Below are 21,973 nucleotides of genomic sequence, written 5' to 3' on the forward strand. Positions count from 1 at the left end.
GCTTATGGGATCGGCACCTCGTCGGCGCGGCAGCGGTCGGCGGCGATATAGCGGGTGAGATAGGCACGGCCCTGCTCGGCGTTCATGGCTTCGAGCCGCTTGAGGTGCGCGACGGTCTCCGGCCAGGACGGGGCCGAGCTCGGGTGCGGGGCGAGCCATTGACGTACGGCCGAATGGACGGCGGAGGCCCGCTCCCCGCCGGGGTCCTCGAACTCGGTTTGACCGCAGTCGGCGTGGAGGAGAGCGCCGACCGCCCAGTTCGCGTAGTAGGCGGGATCGGGCAGCCGGCCGCGTACGGCCAGGTAGGCAGGGCTCAGCAGCCCTACTTCCTCCGGCCCGTGCGAGCGGCCGTCGACCCAGCGGGTGGGCGCGCCCGGTATGCCGCGCAGTTTGGCGTTGGTACCGGCGAGCGCCGCCGAGGTCGCGGGCAGCAGTTTCCGGTCGACCGCCGTCACGCACACCTGCGGAGTGCCGTCGTCGCCGTTGTCGCAGACCAGCCGGGCCGCCTCCGGATCCGGGCGCCACACCGCCTCGCCGGTCAGCGCGATCGGTACGGCGGCGGCGACGGCGAGAACGAGAGGGAGCAGGGCGAGGACGCGGCGCCGGGCCGCGTACGCCAGGAGCGCCGCCGCCGCGAGACCGCCCGTCCATACGGCGCTCGCCGGTCCGAACCACCACACCGGCCGGTCCCAGAGATAGAAGTGGTCGTTGGCCGGATTCAGCCAGCGGATGTCCCACTGCGTGTACGCCGGAAAGGCCAGCCCGATATAGGTGACGGCGGCCAGCACCGGTGCGGCCAGTCGCCACGGGATCAGCCGGCCGGCCACGAAGCCCAGCACACCGAGGGCGGCGAGGGCCACCACGTCCGCCGCGATCAGCGACACGAACGGCGGCGGGCCGCTCGCGTACGGCCAGGTCGCCAGCAGACAGCCGCTCGCACCGACGAGATATCCGGCGGGCGGCCAGAGCGCGACGGGTGCCAGGGCATGGAGCGCCTGGCGCAGCAGGGTGCGCGGGAACGACATCCACAGCTCGTCGGTGCCGCGCCGCCGCTCCCGTCCGCCCTGCCAGCAGCCTGCGGCGACGGCGATGGGCCCGCAGAGCAGCAGTCCCACGACGCGCAGCAGATCGGTGGTCTCCGTCCAACGCCCCTGCCATTGGGGCGCCTTGGAGTACATGACCACCCAGATGGTCACGGCGACCGCGGTACCGGCCCATGGGCCGATGCCTCGCAGCAGTTCGGCGCGGAGAGGTCTGCGAAGGGACGGTGCGGTACGGGAGGTGGTGCCAGAGGTGCCAGAGGTGCCAGAGGTGCCAGAGGTGTCGGAGGTGTCGACGGCGCTCATCGGGCGGCCTCCGTGGCGGTCCTGGAGGCGGTTTCGGACGCGGCGCGGTGTGACCGTACGGCCCGTACCGCTCGTACCGCCGCCGTGTAGCCGCGTTCGATCGGATTGTCGCCGGGCTCGTCGCCCGTGCCGTCTCCCAGCGCGGTCAGCTCCGCCGTCGTACCGCGGAACGCGATCCGGCCCGACTCCAGCAGTGTCACCTCCGAGCAGGCCGCCGCGACATCCTCCACCAGATGCGTGGAGACGATCACGGTGGAGGCGGAGCCCATGTCCCGGAGCAGCGCCCTGAACTCGACGCGCTGTTCCGGATCGAGTCCGGCGGTCGGCTCGTCGAGCAGCAGCAGATCGGGCTCGTTGACGATCGCCTGGGCGATCCCGATCCGGCGCACCATGCCTCCCGACAGCGTCTTCACCTTGGTGTCGATACGGTCCATCAGCCCGACCCGGTCGACCGCGCGCTCCACGGCCCTCGGCACCTGAGACGCGGGCATCTCCTTGAGCCAGGCCACATACGAGACGAACTCGCGGACCGTGAAGCCCGGGTAGTAGCCGAACTCCTGCGGGAGATAGCCGAGCCGCCGCCGTACGGCCGCGCGGGGCCCGTGCTCGGACACATTCCGGCCCAGCAGCTCCACCCGTCCCTCGGCGGGCGCGGCGACCGTCGCGAGGACCCGGATCAGGGAGGTCTTGCCCGCGCCGTTGGGACCGAGCAGTCCGTGTACGCCGGGGCCCAGGCCGAGATCGACCGTGTCGAGCGCGACCGTCCGGCGGTGTCTGACGGTCAGCCCGCGCACCTCCACCGCCATGGCCGCTGCCGTTATGTCTGTCGCTGTGTTCGTTGCTGTCACGCGCGTTCCTTTCATTTCGGTCTTCGTTTCAGGGCGTACAGGCGTCCTCACACGTGCCCAGGAGCGCCGAGGGCCGGGCGGTCGAACGACCGCCGCCGCAGGACCAGCAGTCCCGCGCACACCAGGGCGCCGGCGGCCCAGCCGCCCTGCGCCTCGGCGCCGGCCAGGAAGCGCGTCAGATACGCGGACAGCTCGGCCGTCGGGAACTCCACGATCTCCATGCCGCCGCTGCCCTGCCGCGATGTGCTCAGCAGCGATCCGGCGATCGCCACCGCCCAGGCGCCCGCCACCGCACCGGCCGCCGTACGGCAGCCCACGTACGAGCCGAGTACGAGCGTGGCCAGCGTCAGCGCCAGCGCCGGGAGCAGCCAGGCCGCCGCGCCCGGCACCTCCATGGAGGCCGCCGAGGACGCCGAGGACGGCAGCAGCGCTCCGGCCAAGGTCAGCAGCGGCAGGCTCACGGCCAGGACCGCCGTCGTACGGGTCAGCAGCAGCCGCAGCCCGCCGCCCGGCGTGGACGCGCCGATCTCGTGCATCGGGTCCGCGTGTTCTCCGTACGACACCGCCACGCCGGCCAGCGGCAGCACCGGTGCCAGCGCCAGCAGCAGCGGGCGCGTGCCCGCGAAGCCGGCACCGTACGCCAGTCCGACCGCACCGGCGGCCACCAGCACCAGGGCCACCAGCCAGGGACCGCGCAGCGCGGGCCCGGCCGCCCACAGGACACGGGCCGTCAGCCCGATTTGCGGCGTGGGCGGCGCGAGCTGCGTGGGCGGCGCGGGCCGCGCGGTCGGCGACCTCACCGCCGTCGCGAGCACCGCCTCCCGGACCTCGGCGAGTACGGGACCCGCGGCTCCTCTCCGTACCGCTGCCGACACCACGACGGCGCACGCGCCGCACGACTCGATGTGCTTCTCCAGCGACCAGGCGTCGGGCTCAGGTGCCGAACCGGCCGCGTAGGCGGCGGCCAGCATGTCATCCACATGCCAGGTGTTCACGCCGTACCTCCCGTGGGGGCAATGTGGGCCAACGCGGCCCGCAGCTCTCTGCGGGCGCGCAGCGCACGGGACTTGACCGTGCCTTCCGGTATGCCGAGGAGCCGCGCGGTCTCGCGGGTGGTCAGTCCGTCGACGACCGTGGCGCGCAGCACCTCGCGCAGCTCGGGGGAGATCCGGTCGAGCGCGGCGCCGACGTCTCCGTACTCCAGCCCGGCCAGCACGCGTTCCTCGGCGGAGGGCGCGACGTCGCCCGGCTCGCGCCCGGCCTCCGTACGGGCGGCCCGCTCGGCGCGTGCCTGTGCGCGCTGGGCGTCGACCAGCCGCCGCGCGGCGATCACCCACAGCCAGCCGCCCGCCTCGCCGCCGTGATGGCTCGCGGCCGAGCGCCATACGGTCACAAAGGTGTCCTGGAGGACTTCCCGTACGGTCTCGGCGTCCGGGCACCGCCGCGTCAGCCGGGCCAGCAGCCAGCCGGCGTGCCGGTCGTACAGCAGGGCCAGCGCCTCGGCGTCCCCTTTGGCGACGGCACGCAGCAGCTGGCCGTCGTCGCGGTCACCCTCCATGGGGCGGAACAGTCTCACGCCTCTCTATCGCCGGCACCGGCGCCGACGGTTCACGGCGAGGACTACGAGGGATTACGAGGGATTACGAAGGGAGGGGCACGGCGGCGACGACGCGCTGGAGGGCGGGTACGGGCTGCGCCTCGGAGATCGCGACCTCGTGGCCCGCGTGGTTGACGGCAAAGATGAACGCGTCGGGCGCGGGCCGGTCGAACATCACGCGAGGGAGCCGCTCAATACCGGACGCGGCGAGCGCCCGCCGCAGTTCGGTGAGCTCGGCGGCCCGCAGGCGTCCCGAGCCGGTCTCACGGCCGGAGGACAGGACGGTATAGCCACCGTCGTTCCTCACCACGACACTGTCGTGCCGCCCCGCGATACCACCGGACCTGGTGACGACGACAAGAGTCCCGTCGGCTGCCGGCGGCGGAGAGGCGGATGAGCTCGCCGGGGCGGCTGTAGCCGCTGAAGGAGCCGCACTGGCAGGCGGCGTATCCGTACCGCCCGTACGGTCCGTACCGTTCCCACCGCACCCAACGAGCACCACCGCCGGCACCAGCCCCGCCAGCAGCACTCCACCCGCTGCCCGCCCTGCCCGTCGCAGCCACATCCCGCCAACTCCCCGTCCGCCGCCCACATCCCGTCCCGGCACCACCGAGCATGCCCGTCGACGCGTGTGAGCGACAGGCGTCAGCGGGCTCTGTGCAGTTGAGTGAAGTGCGCTCCCGAAGCCAACGGAACGAGGAACTCCGCTACCAGCGAACGTTGTTACAGACACACGAGGACTGGCGCATTGCATGAGTGACCGGAGAAGCGATCGGATAGCCTCCGGCTGTGCTGCCTCCGGAGGACCGCCATGTCTATCACTTCACGCACATGCGCAACCTGCCCAGCGTGCTGGACCAGGGCTGCGTGAACTGTGACCGCATCGTGCGTGAGGACGGCAGTCTGCGGGTCGAGTGCGGGGACCGGGACATCAAGGAACGGCGACGCTCACGGAAGGTTGATCCGCCCCCAGGCGGAGTAGTCGCAGACTATGTGCCGTTCTACTTCGCACCCCGCTCGCCCATGCTGTACAAGATCAGTAAAGGATCGGTGCCAACCTATGCGGACGGCCAGGATCCGCTGATCTACCTGGTGACGACGCCTCGCAGGCTGGCGGCGGCCGGCTGCGACAGTGTGTTCAGCGACGGGAACTGTGCAGCGGACATTACTGCCATCGAAGGCGATCTGACACTCCTGGGAAGCCATGTGGACTGGCCGGTGATGCGACTGGAGCGGTGGAACAATACTTCCGAGGATCCTGACCGGATGCGGCGGCGCATGGCGGAGTTCCTCGTGTACGAACGTGTCCCCGTCACCGCCGTCATCCACTTGGCGGTGCGGAGGCAGTCGCGTGCGGACGCCGTGCGGCAGCTTCTGAGCAGCCACGGCTGCACGCTCGATGTGGTTGTCAGACCCACTTGGTATTACTGAGACTGAAGCTGTCGAGCAGGGAGAAGGAGGAAGGCAGCCGTGATCAACTATGCGGAGGGTAACCTCCTGACTGCGGAAGTGGATGCCCTGGTCAATACCGTCAATACGGTTGGGATCATGGGAAAGGGCATCGCCTTGCAGTTCAAGCGAGCCTATCCAGACAATTTCGTGGCTTATGAGAAGGCGTGTACGGCGGGTGAAGTGAAGCCGGGCTTCATGCACGTACACGACCGAGGTGTTTTGGCCAAACCCCGGTATGTGGTGAACTTTCCGACCAAGAGGCACTGGCGCTCGCCGTCCCGTCTGGAAGATGTGCGGCAGGGACTGCAGGACCTTCGGCGTGTCATCGTCGACCTCCGGATCCGCAGCATTGCGGTTCCTCCATTGGGGTGTGGCAATGGAGGGTTGGCCTGGGACGATGTCCATCCGTTGATCATCACTGCACTGGGGGACCTGCCAGACGTCGAGGTGCGTGTTTACGCCCCGCAGGGCGCCCCGTCGGCAACCGCCATGCCGAACAACCAGACGCGTCCCGCGCTCAACCGCGAGCGAGCGGCTTTCCTGGTGGCCCTCGACTGGTACATCAAACGAGGACTGGCGGGGGGATTCATTATCGAGCGGCAGGCGACACTGCTGGAGGCGCATAAAATTATGTACCTACTGCAGCGTGTCGGATTCGATTTCGGCCTGGGCTTCACCAAGGGGCACTATGGCCCGTACTCGGTCGGCCTGGACCGTGCCATCGCGGCACTTGAGGGCCATTACGTCAGTGGTTACGGAGACGGTACGAGAGGATCCTCGGCTCCCTTGTCACCTGAGCCGGATGCTGTTGCCCAGGCTGCTGAATTCCTTGGCGCAGACGTGCAATTCAATGCTGCGATCCAACGTCTTGACCGTCTCATCGACGGATATGAGCATCCTTACGGCATGGAACTGCTCGGTACCTTGCTCTTCGCGGCGGAAGCACTTACGCCACACTCGGTGACCTACGCCACCGCCGCCGCGTATGTGAAGGAATGGACGCCCCGCAAGCAGCGCATGTTCACTGACGCGCACCTGTCGGCAGCGTGGGAACGCCTGACGAAATGTGCCCTGACATCTTCCGCGGCGTAGCCGTTCGATTGGGAAAGCAGTGAAGGCTGCACCCGGGTCTCGCGTTTTCCCTGAATTCTGTGATGCCATAGCATTGGAGTGCCACCGATACCCGGCGACCACTTCCCGGCCATTATTCACCTATTCGTTTATTTACCTGTCCGAACGACAGGTGTCCAAAAGGCTCAGGTCAACACGAGAGAAGCGCGCTGCGGTTCGCCTGACGGAATTCGGGATTCCCTCCTCCTCAGTGAACTCCGTCGAACGCTGAGCCTTCCGCGCCATGTGACAGCAAGTGACGCACGTCCGTGATGACCGGCGCCGAGCTGAGCGGCGAGCATTCGAGGCTGAGGGTGCCGGACCGATCGGTCCTGTTCCAGTCGGCGGCTGTCGGCTCGGCCACGGTGATCGCGGACGCGGCGGCTGTTCAGCGCGGAATCACCCAGCTCGGCGCCCAGGTCCCGGCGGCGTCGTGGGCGGTCGCTGTGGCGGCGAGGTGGGTGCGGAGGGTGGCCAGCGCCGGGTGGGGGTTGTCGCGGTGCCAGAGGAGCGAGTGCGGGTAGACGGGCGTCGGGTCGGTCACCGGGATACGGCGCAGGCCGTGGCCGGCGGGCCAGACGAGGCGGGTGTGCCCGCCCATGAAGGTGGCCAGGGCCGGGGTGTCGGCGATGGTGTCGAGGAGCGCGTCGGAGCCGAAGTTGGGGCCGGTCGCCTCGATGGTGAGGCCGAACTCGGCGACGAGGTCGTCGTAGTAGGCGGCCCACTCGGTACCGGGGACGATGCCGGGCATCCAGATCCGGTGCCCGGCGAGCTGAGCGACGGTCACCGACCGGGCGCCCGCCAGCGCGTGGGCGGGGCCGGTGAGGAGCTGGAGCGGCTCGTCGAGCACCCGGACGGACTCGATGTCCTCGGGAAGGGGCCGGCCGGGCACGGCGACGGCGCGGAAGGACGCGTCGATCGCACCGGACCGGATGGCGGCGACGGCCGTCTCGATGTCGAACAGCATCAGCACGTCGAGCTCGATCTCGGGGTGCGCGCGGTGGAAGCCGCGCATCAGGCCCGCCGCCGCGCCACGCGAGGCGATCACGTCGACGCGCAGCGGACGGCGGCCGGTGCGCACGGACGCGACCGCGCGCTCGGCGACGCGCAGCAGCTCGCGCGCGTGGGGCAGGAACGCCTGCCCGTCGATGGTGAGCTCGGCGCCGCGCGCGGTGCGGGTGAACAGCCGCACGCCGAGGGTGCGCTCCAGCGCGGCGATGCGCTTGGAGACGGCCTGCTGGGTGACCGCCAGCTCGGCAGCGGCCTCCCGGAACTGCCCCGCGTCGGCGGCGGCGACGAAGGTACGGACGGTGTCGAGGTCCACGCCGACACCCTATGGCCACAACCGTTGGTTGTGGCCAGCGGCCCGGTGGTTGTTTGATCCCCTGCTATGGCGCTCGGTTTGATGCTTCCGATCGCGGATCGGTTGTGCAGGGTGAGTGGTGAGGGGCGTCGGGCATGAGGAGCAGGTACCGGCTGGGACATGTGCTCGGACATGTGCTGGGACATCTGCTCGGACATCGGCTGGGGCGGCGGTTCGGGTGGCTCTGGGGGGCGTACGGGACCAGCGCCCTCGGCACGTGGCTCGCCTTCGGCGCGTTCCCGCTGATCGCCATCCAGGTGCTGCACGCCGGACCGGCCGAGGTCGCCGCGCTCTCCTCCGTGGGCGCTGCGGTGGGCGCGGCCGTGGCGGTGCCGCTCGGCCCGTGGGTGGAGTTCCGCCGCAAGCGGACCGTGCTGATCGCGATGGACCTGGTGCGGTTCGCGGCGCTGCTGACGATCCCCACCGCGTTCGCGCTCGGCGTGCTCACCTTCCTTCAGCTCCTGCTGGTCTCGGTCGTCGTCGCGGCGGCCGACATCACCTTCCGCGCCGCCTCCGGCGCGTACCTGAAGACGCTGCTGCCGGCCGAGGACCTGCTCGTCGCCAACGCCCGATTCGAGTCCACGGCCTGGACGACCACGATCGTCGGACCGCCGCTGGGCGGCGCGGCGATCGGGCTCCTCGGTCCGGTGGCGACGGTGGTGGCCGACGCGGTCAGCTACCTGCTCTCGGCCCTGGGTATCCGCGCGATGGGCGGGCACGAACCGCTGCCCGAGCGCCGGGAGGCCGCGCGCATGCGGGTCGGGGACCTGCTCGACGGTTGGCGGTACATCCTCGCCGACGCGACGCTGCGTCCGCTGTTCTTCAACACCGCCTTGTTCAACGGCCTGGTGATGGCCGCCCAGCCGCTGCTGGCCGTCCTGATGCTCGGCCGACTCGGGTTCACACCGTGGCAGTACGGCCTCGCCTTCGCCGTGCCCTCGATCGGCGGGCTGCTCGGTTCGCGGCTGGCCCGGCCGCTCGTCACCCGGTTCGGGCAGCACCAGGTCCTGGTCGTGGCCGGGACGCTGCGCGCGATCTGGCCCGTCGGCCTGGCCTTCCTGGGGCCGGGCACCGGCGGGCTGCTGCTCGTGATAGGCGTCGAGCTCGGGCTCATCTTCTGCTGCGGGGTCTTCAACCCCGTCCACGCCACCTACCGCCTCGAACGCACCGCGACCGACCGGGCCGCCCGCACACTGTCCGCCTGGGCGGTGACGACCAAGGCCACGACCGCGCTCCTGACGGCCGTCTGGGGCGTACTGGGCAGCCTGCTCGGCCCGCGCACAGCCATCGGCCTGGCCGGCGTACTCCTACTGGCGACCCCGCTGCTGCTCCCCCGCCGCGCGGCAGCCCCTCTCTCCGAGCCGGAGTCGGCACCGAGCCGCGCCTGACAGGCCGCCACGGCCGTCACCACGATCGGGCTGCGCCGCTCTTCTTCGGAGAAGAGACGACGGGCTCCAGGCGGTGCCGCGGATGCCGGTAGCCCGCCGGCCACCGCACATTTCCGACGCGGATCGGGTCCGGCATCCCGACCACCGGCGGAGCGAAGTCGAGCAGCATCACATGATCGCGCTCCAGGCGCCGCATCTCCGACCCGCCCGGATCGGTGTACGCGACCTCAAAACCTTCGGTGGGAGGGCTTGCCGCCCCGCCGGGTACAGCCCCGCCGGGTACAGCACGTAGTCCCTGGCCCACGCCGACCTAACAGCACCCGTTTCGCAAGGTCACCTCGGACCTCGCAAGGTCATGACTCAAGGACAGTGCTGTCCTTCGCATGTGATGTCTGCGACGCCTTGAGCCGATGGGCTGCGGTTCACAGGAATCAGCTGGCGGCTGGGCGTCGACTCCGTGCAGATTGACCTTGCGAATTCGGCGAGAAGGGCGGGAGCTGATGGAGTCCGGCAGACCGCAGGCGGGTGGTGGTGGTGGAGGCGACGGCGAGGTCCATGAGCGCTGGTTGCGGCTGCTGAATCGCTCCACTGGAGAGCCCGGCTATCGGGATGAATGGTTCGACAAGCAGTGCGGCGGATGCCGGTTCTGGATCGCGCTGAGCGGAGAGTTGGGCCTGGACTGGGGAGCCTGCACTCGTGCTGGCTCGCCGTTCGACGGGTGGGTGCGTTTCGAGCATGACGGCTGTGAGCGTTTCTCTGCCCGTGACGATGGCACCTTCGGCTGACGGCGTCCGGTGGAGGCGTCCTGGCATCTCGCAAGGTCGCCTCGGACGGCCGCAAGATCCCTCGCAACGTTGAACCGGACCTCGCAAGGTTCACCGATACAGGACAGCGGCAGCGTGATCGCTCAGAGCGAACGCGACCGGGGGAACATCCAGAGGCTCACAAGCATTGAGTCGGTATAGCTCAACTTGACTGCCGAAGGGGAGATCATGGCTGCCATGTCCACACCGCTCACGCTTCCCGTGCTGCCGCTCGACGACGAGGTCGTGCTGCCCGGCATGGTGGTGCCTCTTGACCTGTCCGACACCGAAGTCCGTGCCGCGGTGGAGGCCGCGCAGGCCGCCGCGCGGATCGGCGACGGTGGTACGGGCAAGCCGAAGGTGCTGCTCGTGCCGCGCATCGACGGGACCTACGCCGGGATCGGTGTGCTGGGGACCGTCGAGCAGGTCGGCCGGCTCTCCGACGGCGATCCGGGCGCGCTGATCCGCGGCCGTGGCCGCGTGCGGATCGGTGCCGGTACGACCGGGCCCGGCGCGGCCCTCTGGATCGAGGGCGTGAGCGTCGACGAGACCGCTCCCGAGCCGCTGCCCGGCTCGGTGGCCGAGCTGGTCAAGGAGTACAAGGCGCTCGCCACCGACTGGCTGAAGAAGCGCGGCGCCTGGCAGGTGGTGGACCGCGTCCAGCAGATCGAGGACGTGTCCACGCTCGCCGACAATTCCGGTTACTCGCCCTTCCTCTCCACCGCCCAGAAGGTCGAGCTGCTGGAGACCACCGATCCGGTGGCCCGGCTGAAGCTCGCCACCGAGCAGCTCCGCCACCACCTCGCCGAGCAGGATGTCGCCGAGTCCATCGCCAAGGACGTCCAGGAGGGCGTCGACAAGCAGCAGCGTGAGTTCCTGCTCCGGCGCCAGCTCGACGCCGTGCGCAAGGAGCTGCGCGAGCTGAACGGCGAGGGCGACGAGGACGAGTCCGGTGACTACCGGAGCCGCGTCGAGGCGGCCGACCTCCCGGAGAAGGTGCGTGAAGCCGCGCTCAAGGAGGTCGACAAGCTGGAGCGCGCCTCCGACCAGAGCCCGGAGGGCTCCTGGATCCGCACCTGGCTCGACACGGTGCTGGAGCTGCCGTGGAACGAGCGCACGGAGGACGAGTACGACATCCGCGGCGCGCAGGCGATCCTCGACGCCGAGCACGCGGGCCTGGAGGACGTGAAGGAACGGATCACCGAGTATCTCGCCGTGCGCAAGCGGCGCGCGGACCGCGGTCTCGGTGTGGTCGGCGGCCGTCGCGGCGGCGCCGTACTGGCCCTGGTCGGGCCGCCCGGTGTCGGCAAGACCTCTCTCGGCGAGAGCGTGGCGCACGCGATGGGCCGGAAGTTCGTCCGGGTCGCGCTCGGCGGCGTACGGGACGAGGCGGAGATCCGCGGCCACCGGCGTACCTACGTCGGCGCGCTGCCGGGCCGTATCGTCCGGGCGATCAAGGAGGCCGGTTCGATGAATCCGGTCGTCCTGCTCGACGAGATCGACAAGGTCGGCTCCGACTTCCGCGGCGATCCGGCCGCGGCGCTGCTCGAAGTCCTGGACCCGGCGCAGAACCACACCTTCCGCGACCACTATCTGGAGGTCGAACTCGACCTGTCCGACGTGGTGTTCCTCGCCACGGCGAACGTCCTGGAGGCCATCCCGGAGGCGCTGCTCGACCGTATGGAGCTGGTCAGGCTCGACGGCTACACGGAGGACGAGAAGATCGTCATCGCCAGGGACCATCTGCTGCCCAGGCAGCTGGAGCGCGCGGGCCTGGAGCCCGGCGAGGTCACGCTGGAGGACGAGGCGCTGCGCAAGCTGGCCGGTGAGTACACACGGGAGGCGGGCGTACGGAACTTGGAGCGCGCGATCGCGCGGCTGCTGCGCAAGGTGGCGGCCGAGCACGAGCTGGGCGACCGTGAGCTGCCGTTCACGCTCGGCGCCGAGCATCTGCGCAAGCTGATCGGACGGCCGCACCATGTGCCCGAGTCCGCGCAGGATCCGGCCGAGCGCCGTACGGCGGTGCCGGGCGTGGCGACGGGCCTCGCGGTGACCGGCGCGGGCGGTGACGTCCTGTACGTGGAGGCGTCGCTGGCCGATCCGGAGACGGGCGGCTCCGGACTGACGCTGACCGGACAGCTCGGTGACGTGATGAAGGAGTCGGCGCAGATCGCGCTCTCCTTCCTCCGCTCGCGCGGCGCGGAGCTGGAGCTGCCGGTGGCCGATCTCAAGGACCGTGGCGTGCACATCCACTTCCCGGCGGGCGCGGTCCCGAAGGACGGCCCGAGCGCGGGCATCACGATGACGACGGCACTCGCCTCGCTGCTGAGCGGGCGCCTGGTCCGCACGGACGTCGCCATGACCGGCGAGGTCTCCCTGACGGGCCGCGTCCTGCCCATCGGCGGCCTCAAGCAGAAGCTCCTGGCGGCCCACCGCGCGGGCATCACAACGGTCGTGATCCCCAAGCGCAACGAGCCCGACCTGGACGACGTCCCGGCCGAAATCCTCGACAAACTGACCGTCCACCCGGTCACCGACGTCCGCCAGGTCCTGGACCTGGCCCTGTCCCCGGCGGAGGTCCCCATCTCAGCCGCAGCCTGACCGAGAGCCCGTACCGAATCCCGTACGGCACAAGACGCCCGTGGCCGGAACCCACCCCAGGGTTCCGGCCGCGTGCGTGCGACGCGCCCGTCGGTGGCTCACTCCGGCGTGAACTCGTAGCGCAGCTCGTACAGATGGCCCGCCTTGGCCATGACCGTGGCCTCGATGGGCCGCCGGCCGTCCCCGTACACCACGCGCAGCGTCCGCAGTACCGGCAGATCGCCCGGCAGGCGGAGCGCTTCGTACTGTTCCTGCGTGGGTACGCGCGCGGAGACGCGGTCGACGCTGAGCCGGGGCGGGTGGCCGAGTTCGGCCAGCAGCGTCGGGGTTCCTCCCTTGATACGGCGGCGTTCCATCAGCGCGGTGCCTCGGGCGATGTCCAGTGGGTAGTAGGAATGGACCAGTTCGACGGGCTCGTCGTCGAGCATCAGTACCTGATGCCGGAGCAGAGCCGTACCGCCCTCGGGCAGCCGAAGCGACTCGGCGACGTCCGCCGGAGGTGCAGTCTCGGCCACGGAGAGAAGCCGGCTCCGAGCCTCCCCACCGTGCTTCGCGGTCTCGGTCAGCCAGCGGTAGGGCTCACCGTTGGCAGCAGGAGCCATGTACGAGGCGGGCCGTACGGTGCGCTGCCGGTGTTCCCTTACGGTCACGGCCGCTCCCGCCCGCCCCACGATCAGCCTCTCGTCCTTGAGGAGCTGGAGCGCCTTCTGCACGGTGGCGTTCGAGGCGCCGAACCGGTCCTTGAGCTGTGCGGTGGACGGCAGACGGGCACCGGGCGCGAGATCGCCGGTCATGATCTCGTCGCGCAGGTCGGCGGCGATCCGTTCGTGGAGGGAACGGCGGTCGTATGCGTCGTGTTCGGTCCTGGGCACGGTCATCCGATCCGCATCTCGTAGCGCAGCCGCTGACGGTGGGCCGGCATGGTCATCATGTCGACCTGGATGGACCGGCCGTCGGCGTCGAGGGTGACCCGCGAGAGGCGGAGCACCGGCTCGTCCGGGCCGGTGTGCAGGGTTTCTTGTTCCTCCGGCCTGGGCATCCGGGCGGTCACGTCCTCCCTGACCTGTACGCCCACGTGTCCCAGTTCGGCGAGCAGGGTGACGGCTCCGCCGGGGATCTTCGCCGTACCGGCGAGGCGGGTGCCACGGGCGACGGACCCGGGGTAATAGGTGTCGGTCAGCTCGCAGGGCTCCTCGTCCAGGTACATCACCCGCCTGCGGACGACGACGGCCTCGCCCTCGGCCACACCGAGCAACTCCGCCACGTCCGCCGGCGCCGGCACCTCTCCCGCGTACACGATCCGCTGCCCACCCCGCCGCCCCCGCGCGGCTGTCTCTGCACTCCACGCGTCGCCCTGACCGGCTCCCCGCGCCGCCACATACGGCATCGAGGTGCTGACCCACTCGCCCACACTCATGACGTCCTCCGCGCTGCCCGTGCCGGTCCAACTTTGCTGCTTTACACAGTAAGTGAGTCACTCGCTGTTCCGCTCAGGGCCCACCTTGCTGCTTTTCGTGAATAGAAGTGCGGTGCTCTGGATCGTACAGCCCAGGATCAAGGCGGTGATGCGCCGTGTCTCTGTCACGGCAGCGACGCTTTCCCCGAGCCCGGACCTCGGTCGGCTCGGCTCGTGACTTCGCCCTCGACACGCTGACTGAGTGGGGCGTCTCCGACCGGCACGACGACATCCGGCTCTGCGTCTCGGAGCTCGCTACGAATGCCCTGCTTCACGGGGTTCCACCCGGGAGGGAGTTCCGTGTCCGGCTCACTGTGGAGGGACTGCTCGTACGTGTGGAGGTGAGCGACAGCGGTGGTGGATGCCCGGTGGTGCTGAACCCGGAGGCGGATCAATGCACCGGACGCGGGCTGCAACTGGCGAACGAACTGGCAGACGACTTCGGAGTCACCGAGCACGTCGTCGGCAAAACCGTATGGCTGGCCTTCAAGACCGGATCCGCTCCCGTGTGGCTGCGCGTCCGGCCATGAGTGCGGTCATGAGTGCGGTCATGACGGCGGTCCCGGTCGGGAGGTGGACCGGGACCGTGTGGGGCGGGGGTGTGGTCAGCCGTTGGCCAGGGCTTGGACTCGGGCCAGGGCGCCGTTGAATCTGTTGTGGTCGCCGACGATGGGGCCCTTGTTGGTGTACTGCCAGATCGTGTGGAAGTCCCAGCCCGCGGGCAGTTCGCCCACCGTCGTGCTGTAACGGGGGAGCCAGAGCGGGTTCGTGGCGCCGAAGCCCGGATAGTTGCCGGTGCAGGTCTTCCACCAGCTCGTGGCCGTGTAGATCACGGCGTCGCGGCCGGTGCGGGAGCGGTAGGTGTCCAGGAAGTCGCCGATCCAGTCGACCATCTGGTCCCGCGTCTTGCCGTAGCAGGCCGCGCCGTACGGGTTCCACTCGATGTCCAGCACGCCCGGCAGCGTCCTGCCGTCGCGCGACCAGCCGCCGCCGTTGTCGACGAAGTAGTCCGCCTGGTGCGCGCCGCTGGAGCCGTCGGGCGCGGCGAAGTGGTACGCGCCACGGATCAACCCTGCGTTGTACGCGCCGTTGTACTGCTGCGTGAAGTGCGGGTTCTTGTAGGAGCTCCCCTCGGTCGCCTTGGTATAGGCCCATTCCACCCCGCTGCTCCACAGGGCCGCCCAGTTGACGTTGCCCTGGTGCCCGGAGACATCCACGCCCTCGGTCTGCGGGGCGCGGTCCGTACGGGGCAGTGCGCCCTGGCCGTCGTGTTCGATGATGCCCATGCCCATATGGGCCGAGCCTCGTACGGGCGTCTCCGCCGACGTCTCCGTCGACGTCTCGGCCGGCGGATCCGCAGGGATGTCGGCCGCGCTCGCCCCGCCCGGCCGGGCGAGGAGGAGCGCGGGAGTGGTGAGGAGCGCGGCGACCGCGGCGATGAGCGCGCGGCCGGTCGTTCCGGATCTGTGCACGGGCATTTCGTGCCTCCGAAGACCTCGTGGGGGGGCAGAGAGTGGGAGCGCGTGAATCGGATGACATGGGGTGGAGATGGACATGTCACCCATAACGCTACGCATGTAGACCAGTTGACGGAAGCACGCCACGCGGCTGCCCCCGGAATAAACCTGCGAAATACTGACCGGGTCGCGGCAACAGCCGTCGGCGAAAGAAACTTTCAGGGGCGGAAAAGCGCGCGATGGGTGCTGACGTGCACGGGAGTGGTACGGGAAATGAGCCGGAGCACGGCCGGTGGAGTGGTGTGGACCAGGAATTCCTGGCCCTGGAAAGGGAATTGGCCGTCTTTCTGCGCCGCGCCCGTGCCAATTCCGGCGAGGTGGCGCGCGAGGTCCATCCCGAGCTGGAGCCCGGGGCTTATGGCCTGCTCGTACGGCTGGAGGAGGCCGGCAGCCAGCGGGCCACGGAACTGGCCGCGTATTTCGGTGTCGGCAAGGCCACGATGAGCCGTCAGCTCCGCGCGCTGGAGACGCTCGGCCTGGTCACGCGCGAGCCCGATCCGGCCGACGGCCGCGCCTGGCTGATCCGGATCACCGACGAGGGCACGTCCCGCTTCCGACGGGTCAGAAACGCCCGCCGCGAGCTGTACGTACAGAAGCTGGCGGACTGGGACCGCGCGGAGATCGCCGAGCTGGCCCGGCTGCTCCACCACCTCAACGAGCGCGCGGAGAGCTAGCGCGCGAAGAGCTGAGGCGGCGGGGAGCGACGGCTGGGCGCGGGGCCGGGACCGCGGGTCACGAGGGTGGTCCCCCTCGTGGATCCGGCCGCCCCGGCCGACCTCGCCCCGGCCGCCCTGGCCGACCTCGCCCCGGCCGCCCCCAGGCCTGCCCCCAACCGCCCGCCGCTGCCCCGGCCGCCCCCAGGCCTGCCCCTGACCGGCCGCCGCAGCCCCGGCCGCCCCCAGGCCTGCCCCCGACCGCCCGCCGCTGCCCCGGCTGCCCCGACTGGCCCGCCCCGCCCCCGCCGTCACAGCTCCACGTACGTCACCGTCGCGTCGTCGCTCGTCTTGCCTCTGCGGAACGTCACTCCGTCCGGGTCCGCCCACTCCGCCGCTCTGACCCGGTCGATCAGTTCCTGCGGGCCGTTCTTCCGTACCAGCGCCAGGCAGTCCGCCCAGCCGCCCTCCCGGAACACCTCCACCCAGCGGGCCGCGCCGTCCGTCAGTGCGAGCAGGGACCGTACCCGCGCCGTCGGCGTACGGCCCGTCACCGCCTTCGCCGCGACCGCCGGGTCGGCCGCCGCCGTGAAGAAACCGCCCTCCGCGTTGCGCAGCGCGTCCGTCGAGGCGACCGAGCGCAGCACCTCGCGCGGGACGCGGTCGAGACGGTCGTCCAGCACCGCCCGTACACCGCCGTCCGGCGACTCCAGCAGCAGCGTCGAGTCGGAAAGGACCAGATGCTCGACCTCGTCCGGGCCCCAACGCGCCAGTACGACGGTGGCCTGAGGGGTACGTACGTGAGAAAGGTCACATGTTTCGCGATGCGCGTCCGCCGTACGCGTGATCGATACGCCGAGGACCTCTGCCAGCGTCATATCCCGGCGGGAACCGGACAGTTCGGCGAGCGCTCCGCCGAGCCGGGAGGTGAACCAGGACACACCATGCACACAACCGTCGTCCCCGGCCGGCGGTGTCACCCCGTCCAGGACGACCAGCGTTCCGCCCCGGCCGGCGGCGGGCAGAGCGACGGATGTCCAGTCCTCATTGGGCCTCGCGGCGGCCCCCGGCACGCTGGCCAGTTCGATGCGCATGATGTCCAGTCTGCACGATTCCCCCGGCGGACCGCATGACTCCTTCACGGTCTCTGCACGCGCTGTCGATGGACTCGTACGGCCTGGTCAACCACTGTCATTCGGTCAGAATGAACGCCGAACGGGACCGGGACGGGATGGGAAAGGGCGCATCGGGGAAGCTGCGGGCGCGCATCCTGCCAAAGCATGTCCAGAAGGTCCACCCGGCACGCCAGGTTCCGGCAGGGCCTCGGCTGGGAAGAGTTGTTTGCCAACTCGTTCGTGATGTTCACTCGTTCGGGTGGCGGAGCGGCCGATACGTGCTTCCCTCGCACATGCGCTGGAATGGTCGGAAGCCGTACCAGGGGTGGGGGCTCTCTCGTTGTGACCGGTCGTCACCTCTGCTTCATGGGCGGACGAGTACAAGAATGCGAGCACCGGTGCAGAAGAAGCGGCCTCGGGGTAACGGTGTCACGCGCGGCGGGGCGACCAAGGCTGAGACCGGCAAGGCCACGGTAGGCATGGCCGGGACGGACAAGCAGTCCGACAAGGGCAGGTCCGGCAAGGACAAGTCCGTTAAGAGCAAGGGCCGCAAAGGCCGGGCCGACAGCGCGAGCAGCACGCCCGTGCCTGCGTCTGCGTCTGTGCCCACGTCTACGAACGGTCTCGCCGCGAGCGGTACGGCCGGAGAAGGGCGCCGCGTGCGCGTACGCAGCAGGCTGGTCGCCGGTGTCGCCGTCCTCGGTATCACCGTCGTCGCGGCCGGCGCGCCCGCCGTGCTGACCGCCTCCGCCGAGCTGAACGACGCCCAGAGTCTGGTCACTCTCGCCGAGCTGAACCAGCAGGCCGTGGTCCTGGCCCACTCCCTCGCGGACGAACGCGACGAGGTCGTCGTCTTCATCGCCGCGGGCCGGGAGACACAGCCGGACGGGACAGGCTCCGCCGACGGCACCGGCACCGGCTCCAGCTCCGGCGACACAGCGGGCTCCGGCGGCAGCACCGACTCCGGCTCCGGCGACACAGGCACCGGCTCCAACTCCGGCGGCGGTGACAAGGGCAAGCACACCATCTCCGACACCCGCAGCGCCCGCGTCGACCGCCAGATCGACGAGATACGTACGGCCGCCTCGGCCTCTCCCGGTCTGCTGCACGACCTCTCCACCGTTCCCTCCATCCGCCGTACCGCCCTCACCGGCAAGGGCTCGGCCCTGGAGGCGTACCGCGCGTACTCCGACGTCATCGCCAAGCTCCAGGCGCTCGCCGACGAACTGGCCGAGAAGACTCCGGCCGAGGCCGCCGACGGCACCCGCGCGCCCGGCGCGCTGGGCCGCGCCGTCGAACAGGCCTCCGCCTCCCGTGGACTGCTGCTGGCCGCGCTCGCCGTGCCCGCGCCCACCGACTCCGCGCCGCAGTACGACCCGATCACCGGACTCCTCGTAGAGCCTTCGGCCGACTCGGACAGCAAGAAGAACGACCAGCTGCGCGACGAGCTCAGCGCCACCGCCCAGCAGTCGCGCGTCCGTGAACTCGCCGCCCTCGCCGACTTCGACCAGACCGCCGACAGCGAGGCGCGCGAGTCCCTGACCGCCACCGTCACCGGACCGGACGTCAAGACCGCCGAGGGCTATCTGACGCGGCTCACCGACCGGCCCGAGCTCTCCGACGCCGACCGCGAGGCCGACCAGGCGAAGGTCGAGGCCGCGCTCTCCGCCAGGATCGACCAGATGCGCGGCGTCGAGTCCGGGCTCGGCTCCAGCCAGTTGGAGCGTCTCGAACTGCTCCGCGACGACGCCGTCACCGGCCTCGAACTGCGGATCGCGCTCCTCGGCGGCTGTCTGCTGATCGCCGTCGGTGTGTCCACCGCCGTCGCCCGTACGCTGACCAGGCCGCTCGCCGTCGTACGGATCGGCGCGGCCCGGCTCGCGGCGGCGCCGGAGACCGAGGAACCGGTCAGGTTCACCGGGCGCAACGACGAGTTCGCCCAGGTCGTACGGTCCCTCAACGGCCTGCACGGCAAGCTGCTCGAACTCTCCGCCCGCGCCGAGACGCTCGACGGCGACCGCACCGATCTGATCGCCGCGCGCGAGAAGGTCGTCGCGCAGCGCGCCGAACTCCAGGAGCGTACGGCCGAGATCGGCGGCCAGCTCCAGCGGCTGCGGCACACCGTCCACCACACCTTCGTCAATCTCTCGCTGCGTACGCTCGGCCTCGTGGAGCGCCAGCTCGCCGTGATCGAAGGGCTGGAGGAGCGCGAGCAGGAGCCGGAGCAGCTCGACACGCTCTACAAGCTCGACCACATGGCCACGGTCATGCGCCGGCACAGCGAGAATCTGCTGGTGCTGGCCGGCCATGAGCACGGCCACGGCTCCAACGGGCCCGTACCGCTCGTGGACGTCCTGCGCGCCGCCGTCAGCGAGATCGAGCGGTACGAGCGCGTCACGATCCACTCGCTGCCGGCGCACGCCCAGGTCGCCGGCTTCGCCGCGGACGACCTCAGCCATCTCATGGCCGAACTGCTGGAGAACGCCACCTCCTTCTCGCCGCCCGACGCCGAGGTCCAGCTCTCCGGCTGGCTGCTGGAGGGCGGCGAGGTGATGCTCTCCGTCCAGGACCAGGGCATCGGTATGTCCGCGGACCGGCTCGCCGAGCTGAACGCACGGCTCGCCGAGCCCGAGGACGCCAAGGACACCGGTGAGTCCGAGGGCATCGAGGGCCGGGCCAGAAAGCGGTACGGAAGCGAGATCGAGGGCGAGGGACTCGGTCTGCGGGTCGCCGCGCTGCTCGCGGCGCGCCATGGCGTACGGATCGAGCTGCGCGAGCACCAGCAGGGCGGTGTGGCGGCGGTCGTCGTACTCCCGCAGGCCCTGCTTCCCGCCTCGCCGCCGGCCGGCGCACCGCACCAGGCACGGACGGCCGGAGCGGCGCCCGCGCTGCATCTGCCGGGCTCGGCGGCGGAGGCCAACTCCAATGCGCTTCCCGGGCGTTCGGCACCGGATCCGCTGGTTGCGGCGGCGGAGGAGGCGATCCGTAAGGCGGAGTCCGCCGAGGCGGAGCCGGAGCCGGAAACCTCCGGCGCCGAGGCCGCATCCGAGTTGGACGAGGACGAGTTCACGGCGCCTGAGCTTGAGTACGAGCCCGAGCCCGCGCTTGAAGCCGAGCCCGAGCCTGCGCTTGAAGCCGAGTACGAGCACGAGCCCGAGCCCGAGCGTGGATTCGAGCCGGATCCGGAGCCGGAGCGCGGATTCGAGCCGGCCGCGGCCCTCGCCGTACCCGACGCCGCGCCGCTGCCCGGCCCGTACGCCATCGGTCCCGAGCGCCATGAGCGCGTCGCCGACGGCGAGCCCGGGACCGTCGGCGCCGATCTGGACACCTTTACGATGCGGCTCCCGCGCCGGCCCGGCGCGCCCGCCACTCCGGACCCGGCCCCGACCCTGACCCCGGAGCCGGACACCGCCACAGACACGCACATCGGCTCCGAGCCGGGCGAGTTGACCGCTCCCCGGCGGGAGCGCATCACCGGCAAGGGGCTGCCCAAGCGCACCCCGAGAACAGTCACACCGGCCGCCGCGCCCACCGAGCGCACCGGCAGTGTCGACGCGGAAGCCCTGCGCCGCAGGCTCGGCGGCTTCCACCAAGGCGCGAAGGAAGGCCGACGCGATGTCGAGGCCGAATTCACGGAGCAGACAGCGCCCGCAGCGCGGACCGAAGTACATACCGATGAGGCGGGGGAAACAGTCGAGGAGGCACGCAGTTGACTGCGACCGGCACATTCGGACTGAGCAGCGAAGCCCGTAACCTGCACTGGCTGTTGAGCAATCTCGTCGAGGAGGTGCCAGGAGTCCACTCGGTCGCCGTCGTCTCGTCCGACGGACTTCTGCTGCTCTCCTCCGACCCGGGGCTGAACACCGAGGCGGCCACCACCGTGCGTCAGGAGGGCCCTCGCGGCTCCAGCGCCGATCTGGCCACCATCGTCTCGGGCATCGGCAGTCTGACCGTGGGAGCGGCGAAGCTGATGGACGGCGGCGGGGTCAAACAGACCATGGTCGCCATGGAGGAGGGCAGCGTTTTCGTCATGGCGATCAGCGACGGCTCGCTGCTGGGTGTGCACGCCACACCTGATTGCGATATGAGTGTGGTCGCGTATCACATGGCGCTGTTCGTCGGTCGCGCCGGACATGTGCTGACGCCGGAGCTCCGCGACGAGTTGCGCAAGTCGATGGAGTTGACGGAGTCGATGGAGCCGACGGAGAGCGCCAAATGACGCCGCCCACCGAACCGGGCAGGCGGCTCCCCGTACGGGGCGGGGACCACAGGCCGGCCCGGGTCCGTCCGTACTCGCTCACCGGCGGACGTACCCGCTTCGGACACGTCCTGCTCGTCGAGACCTTCGTCGCCGCGATCGAAGCGGCCGACGAGCGCAAGGAGTTGACGGACGGCGGGGCGTCCTCCAAGGTCATGCCGGAGATGCGGGCGATTGTCGAGCTGTGCCGGCGCATGCGTACAGTGGCAGAGGTGTCGGCACTGCTCAAGATGCCGCTGGGAGTGGTCCGGGTGCTGCTCAGCGACCTGGCCGACCAGGGAAAGATCCGTGTGTACGGGACCGGGTACGGAACCGGCCAGCCCGACCACGCGCTGCTGGAAAGGGTGCTGAGTGGACTCCGCCGTCTCTGACGCCACCGCTGCCGCTGGTGTCACCACCGCCGGTGCGAAGGTCTCGGGTGCGAATGCCTCGGGTATGACTGCCTCGGGCGTGGCCTCGTCGGGTG

The 21,973-nt window shown here is 70.3% G+C and carries 20 protein-coding genes; 10 read left to right on the forward strand and 10 right to left on the reverse strand.

What is annotated here, in order from left to right:
* Positions 1 to 2: 2 nt before the first annotated feature.
* The 5 genes from ACFV6H_RS00690 to ACFV6H_RS00710 all read right to left on the reverse strand — a co-directional run bounded on the left by ACFV6H_RS00690 (position 3) and on the right by ACFV6H_RS00710 (position 4,098).
* Positions 3 to 1,346 carry a hypothetical protein gene (locus ACFV6H_RS00690; protein ID WP_385536851.1) on the reverse strand — a complete coding sequence of 448 codons (1,344 nt, stop codon included), beginning with the start codon at positions 1,344 to 1,346 and terminating at the stop codon, positions 3 to 5.
* The gene (locus tag ACFV6H_RS00695; RefSeq protein ID WP_385537888.1) at positions 1,343 to 2,152 is read right to left on the reverse strand and encodes an ABC transporter ATP-binding protein; all 810 of its coding nucleotides are present in this window, start codon (positions 2,150 to 2,152) and stop codon (positions 1,343 to 1,345) included. Before ACFV6H_RS00695 ends, ACFV6H_RS00690 begins: the two co-directional genes overlap by 4 nt.
* An 89-nt stretch (positions 2,153 to 2,241) precedes the next feature.
* Positions 2,242 to 3,189, reverse strand: a complete 948-nt coding sequence (locus ACFV6H_RS00700) for a zf-HC2 domain-containing protein (RefSeq protein WP_385536854.1) — start codon at positions 3,187 to 3,189, stop codon at positions 2,242 to 2,244.
* Positions 3,186 to 3,752 (reverse strand): RNA polymerase sigma factor, encoded by a 567-nt coding sequence (locus ACFV6H_RS00705; protein ID WP_384976111.1) that lies wholly within the window; start codon positions 3,750 to 3,752, stop codon positions 3,186 to 3,188. The genes ACFV6H_RS00700 and ACFV6H_RS00705 overlap by 4 nt, the downstream gene beginning before the upstream one ends.
* 82 nt (positions 3,753 to 3,834) lie before the next feature.
* Positions 3,835 to 4,098: a hypothetical protein gene (locus ACFV6H_RS00710; RefSeq protein ID WP_385536858.1), complete on the reverse strand. Its 264-nt coding sequence runs from the start codon at positions 4,096 to 4,098 to the stop codon at positions 3,835 to 3,837.
* A gap of 482 nt (positions 4,099 to 4,580) precedes the next feature.
* Here ACFV6H_RS00710 and ACFV6H_RS00715 point away from each other — a divergent pair, with 482 nt between their 5' ends.
* Entirely contained in the window at positions 4,581 to 5,222 is a 642-nt protein-coding gene (locus ACFV6H_RS00715) for a DUF4433 domain-containing protein (RefSeq protein ID WP_384976107.1), read from the forward strand.
* Positions 5,223 to 5,261: 39 nt separating this feature from the next.
* Complete coding sequence (locus tag ACFV6H_RS00720; RefSeq protein ID WP_384976106.1) at positions 5,262 to 6,335, forward strand: macro domain-containing protein; 1,074 nt, start codon at positions 5,262 to 5,264, stop codon at positions 6,333 to 6,335.
* A 406-nt stretch (positions 6,336 to 6,741) separates the two neighbouring features.
* On the opposite strand, the gene ACFV6H_RS00725 is transcribed toward ACFV6H_RS00720, so the two are convergent.
* The gene (locus tag ACFV6H_RS00725) at positions 6,742 to 7,677 is read right to left on the reverse strand and encodes a LysR family transcriptional regulator (RefSeq protein WP_385536862.1); all 936 of its coding nucleotides are present in this window, start codon (positions 7,675 to 7,677) and stop codon (positions 6,742 to 6,744) included.
* A 134-nt stretch (positions 7,678 to 7,811) separates the two neighbouring features.
* Here ACFV6H_RS00725 and ACFV6H_RS00730 point away from each other — a divergent pair, with 134 nt between their 5' ends.
* The 3 genes from ACFV6H_RS00730 (at position 7,812) to lon (ending at position 12,508) form a co-directional block, all read left to right on the forward strand.
* Complete coding sequence (locus ACFV6H_RS00730; protein ID WP_385536865.1) at positions 7,812 to 9,104, forward strand: MFS transporter; 1,293 nt, start codon at positions 7,812 to 7,814, stop codon at positions 9,102 to 9,104.
* 500 nt (positions 9,105 to 9,604) lie between these two features.
* The gene (locus tag ACFV6H_RS00735) at positions 9,605 to 9,889 is read left to right on the forward strand and encodes a DUF3027 domain-containing protein (RefSeq protein ID WP_385536868.1); all 285 of its coding nucleotides are present in this window, start codon (positions 9,605 to 9,607) and stop codon (positions 9,887 to 9,889) included.
* A gap of 207 nt (positions 9,890 to 10,096) precedes the next feature.
* Positions 10,097 to 12,508, forward strand: a complete 2,412-nt coding sequence (lon, locus tag ACFV6H_RS00740) for an endopeptidase La (RefSeq protein WP_384976080.1) — start codon at positions 10,097 to 10,099, stop codon at positions 12,506 to 12,508.
* A gap of 98 nt (positions 12,509 to 12,606) precedes the next feature.
* Here the strand turns inward: lon and ACFV6H_RS00745 are convergent, their stop codons facing one another.
* On the reverse strand, positions 12,607 to 13,386 hold the full coding sequence (locus ACFV6H_RS00745; RefSeq protein ID WP_385536872.1) for a GntR family transcriptional regulator: 780 nt from the start codon (positions 13,384 to 13,386) through the stop codon (positions 12,607 to 12,609).
* Complete coding sequence (locus ACFV6H_RS00750; RefSeq protein WP_385536875.1) at positions 13,383 to 13,925, reverse strand: GntR family transcriptional regulator; 543 nt, start codon at positions 13,923 to 13,925, stop codon at positions 13,383 to 13,385. The genes ACFV6H_RS00745 and ACFV6H_RS00750 overlap by 4 nt, the downstream gene beginning before the upstream one ends.
* 155 nt (positions 13,926 to 14,080) lie before the next feature.
* Here ACFV6H_RS00750 and ACFV6H_RS00755 point away from each other — a divergent pair, with 155 nt between their 5' ends.
* Positions 14,081 to 14,494 carry an ATP-binding protein gene (locus ACFV6H_RS00755; protein WP_385536878.1) on the forward strand — a complete coding sequence of 138 codons (414 nt, stop codon included), beginning with the start codon at positions 14,081 to 14,083 and terminating at the stop codon, positions 14,492 to 14,494.
* A gap of 75 nt (positions 14,495 to 14,569) precedes the next feature.
* On the opposite strand, the gene ACFV6H_RS00760 is transcribed toward ACFV6H_RS00755, so the two are convergent.
* Entirely contained in the window at positions 14,570 to 15,442 is an 873-nt protein-coding gene (locus ACFV6H_RS00760; protein ID WP_385536881.1) for a lysozyme, read from the reverse strand.
* Between the two features lie 218 nt (positions 15,443 to 15,660).
* On the opposite strand from ACFV6H_RS00760, the gene ACFV6H_RS00765 reads away from it, so the two are divergent.
* A complete protein-coding gene (locus ACFV6H_RS00765; protein ID WP_093603670.1) occupies positions 15,661 to 16,155 on the forward strand; it encodes a MarR family winged helix-turn-helix transcriptional regulator in 495 nt (164 codons plus the stop codon).
* 290 nt (positions 16,156 to 16,445) lie between these two features.
* On the opposite strand, the gene ACFV6H_RS00770 is transcribed toward ACFV6H_RS00765, so the two are convergent.
* Complete coding sequence (locus ACFV6H_RS00770; RefSeq protein ID WP_385536885.1) at positions 16,446 to 17,228, reverse strand: protein phosphatase 2C domain-containing protein; 783 nt, start codon at positions 17,226 to 17,228, stop codon at positions 16,446 to 16,448.
* Positions 17,229 to 17,728: 500 nt separating this feature from the next.
* On the opposite strand from ACFV6H_RS00770, the gene ACFV6H_RS00775 reads away from it, so the two are divergent.
* Genes ACFV6H_RS00775 through ACFV6H_RS00785 form a run of 3 tightly spaced genes read left to right on the forward strand, consistent with a single transcriptional unit; the run spans position 17,729 to position 21,878 of the window.
* Entirely contained in the window at positions 17,729 to 20,962 is a 3,234-nt protein-coding gene (locus tag ACFV6H_RS00775) for a nitrate- and nitrite sensing domain-containing protein (protein ID WP_385536888.1), read from the forward strand.
* Positions 20,959 to 21,468 (forward strand): roadblock/LC7 domain-containing protein, encoded by a 510-nt coding sequence (locus tag ACFV6H_RS00780; RefSeq protein ID WP_384784186.1) that lies wholly within the window; start codon positions 20,959 to 20,961, stop codon positions 21,466 to 21,468. The genes ACFV6H_RS00775 and ACFV6H_RS00780 overlap by 4 nt, the downstream gene beginning before the upstream one ends.
* The gene (locus ACFV6H_RS00785; RefSeq protein WP_093595933.1) at positions 21,465 to 21,878 is read left to right on the forward strand and encodes a DUF742 domain-containing protein; all 414 of its coding nucleotides are present in this window, start codon (positions 21,465 to 21,467) and stop codon (positions 21,876 to 21,878) included. The genes ACFV6H_RS00780 and ACFV6H_RS00785 overlap by 4 nt, the downstream gene beginning before the upstream one ends.
* Positions 21,879 to 21,973 lie beyond the last annotated feature (95 nt).

The organism is Streptomyces sp. NPDC059743 (assembly GCF_042732975.1).
Lineage (GTDB): Bacteria > Actinomycetota > Actinomycetes > Streptomycetales > Streptomycetaceae > Streptomyces.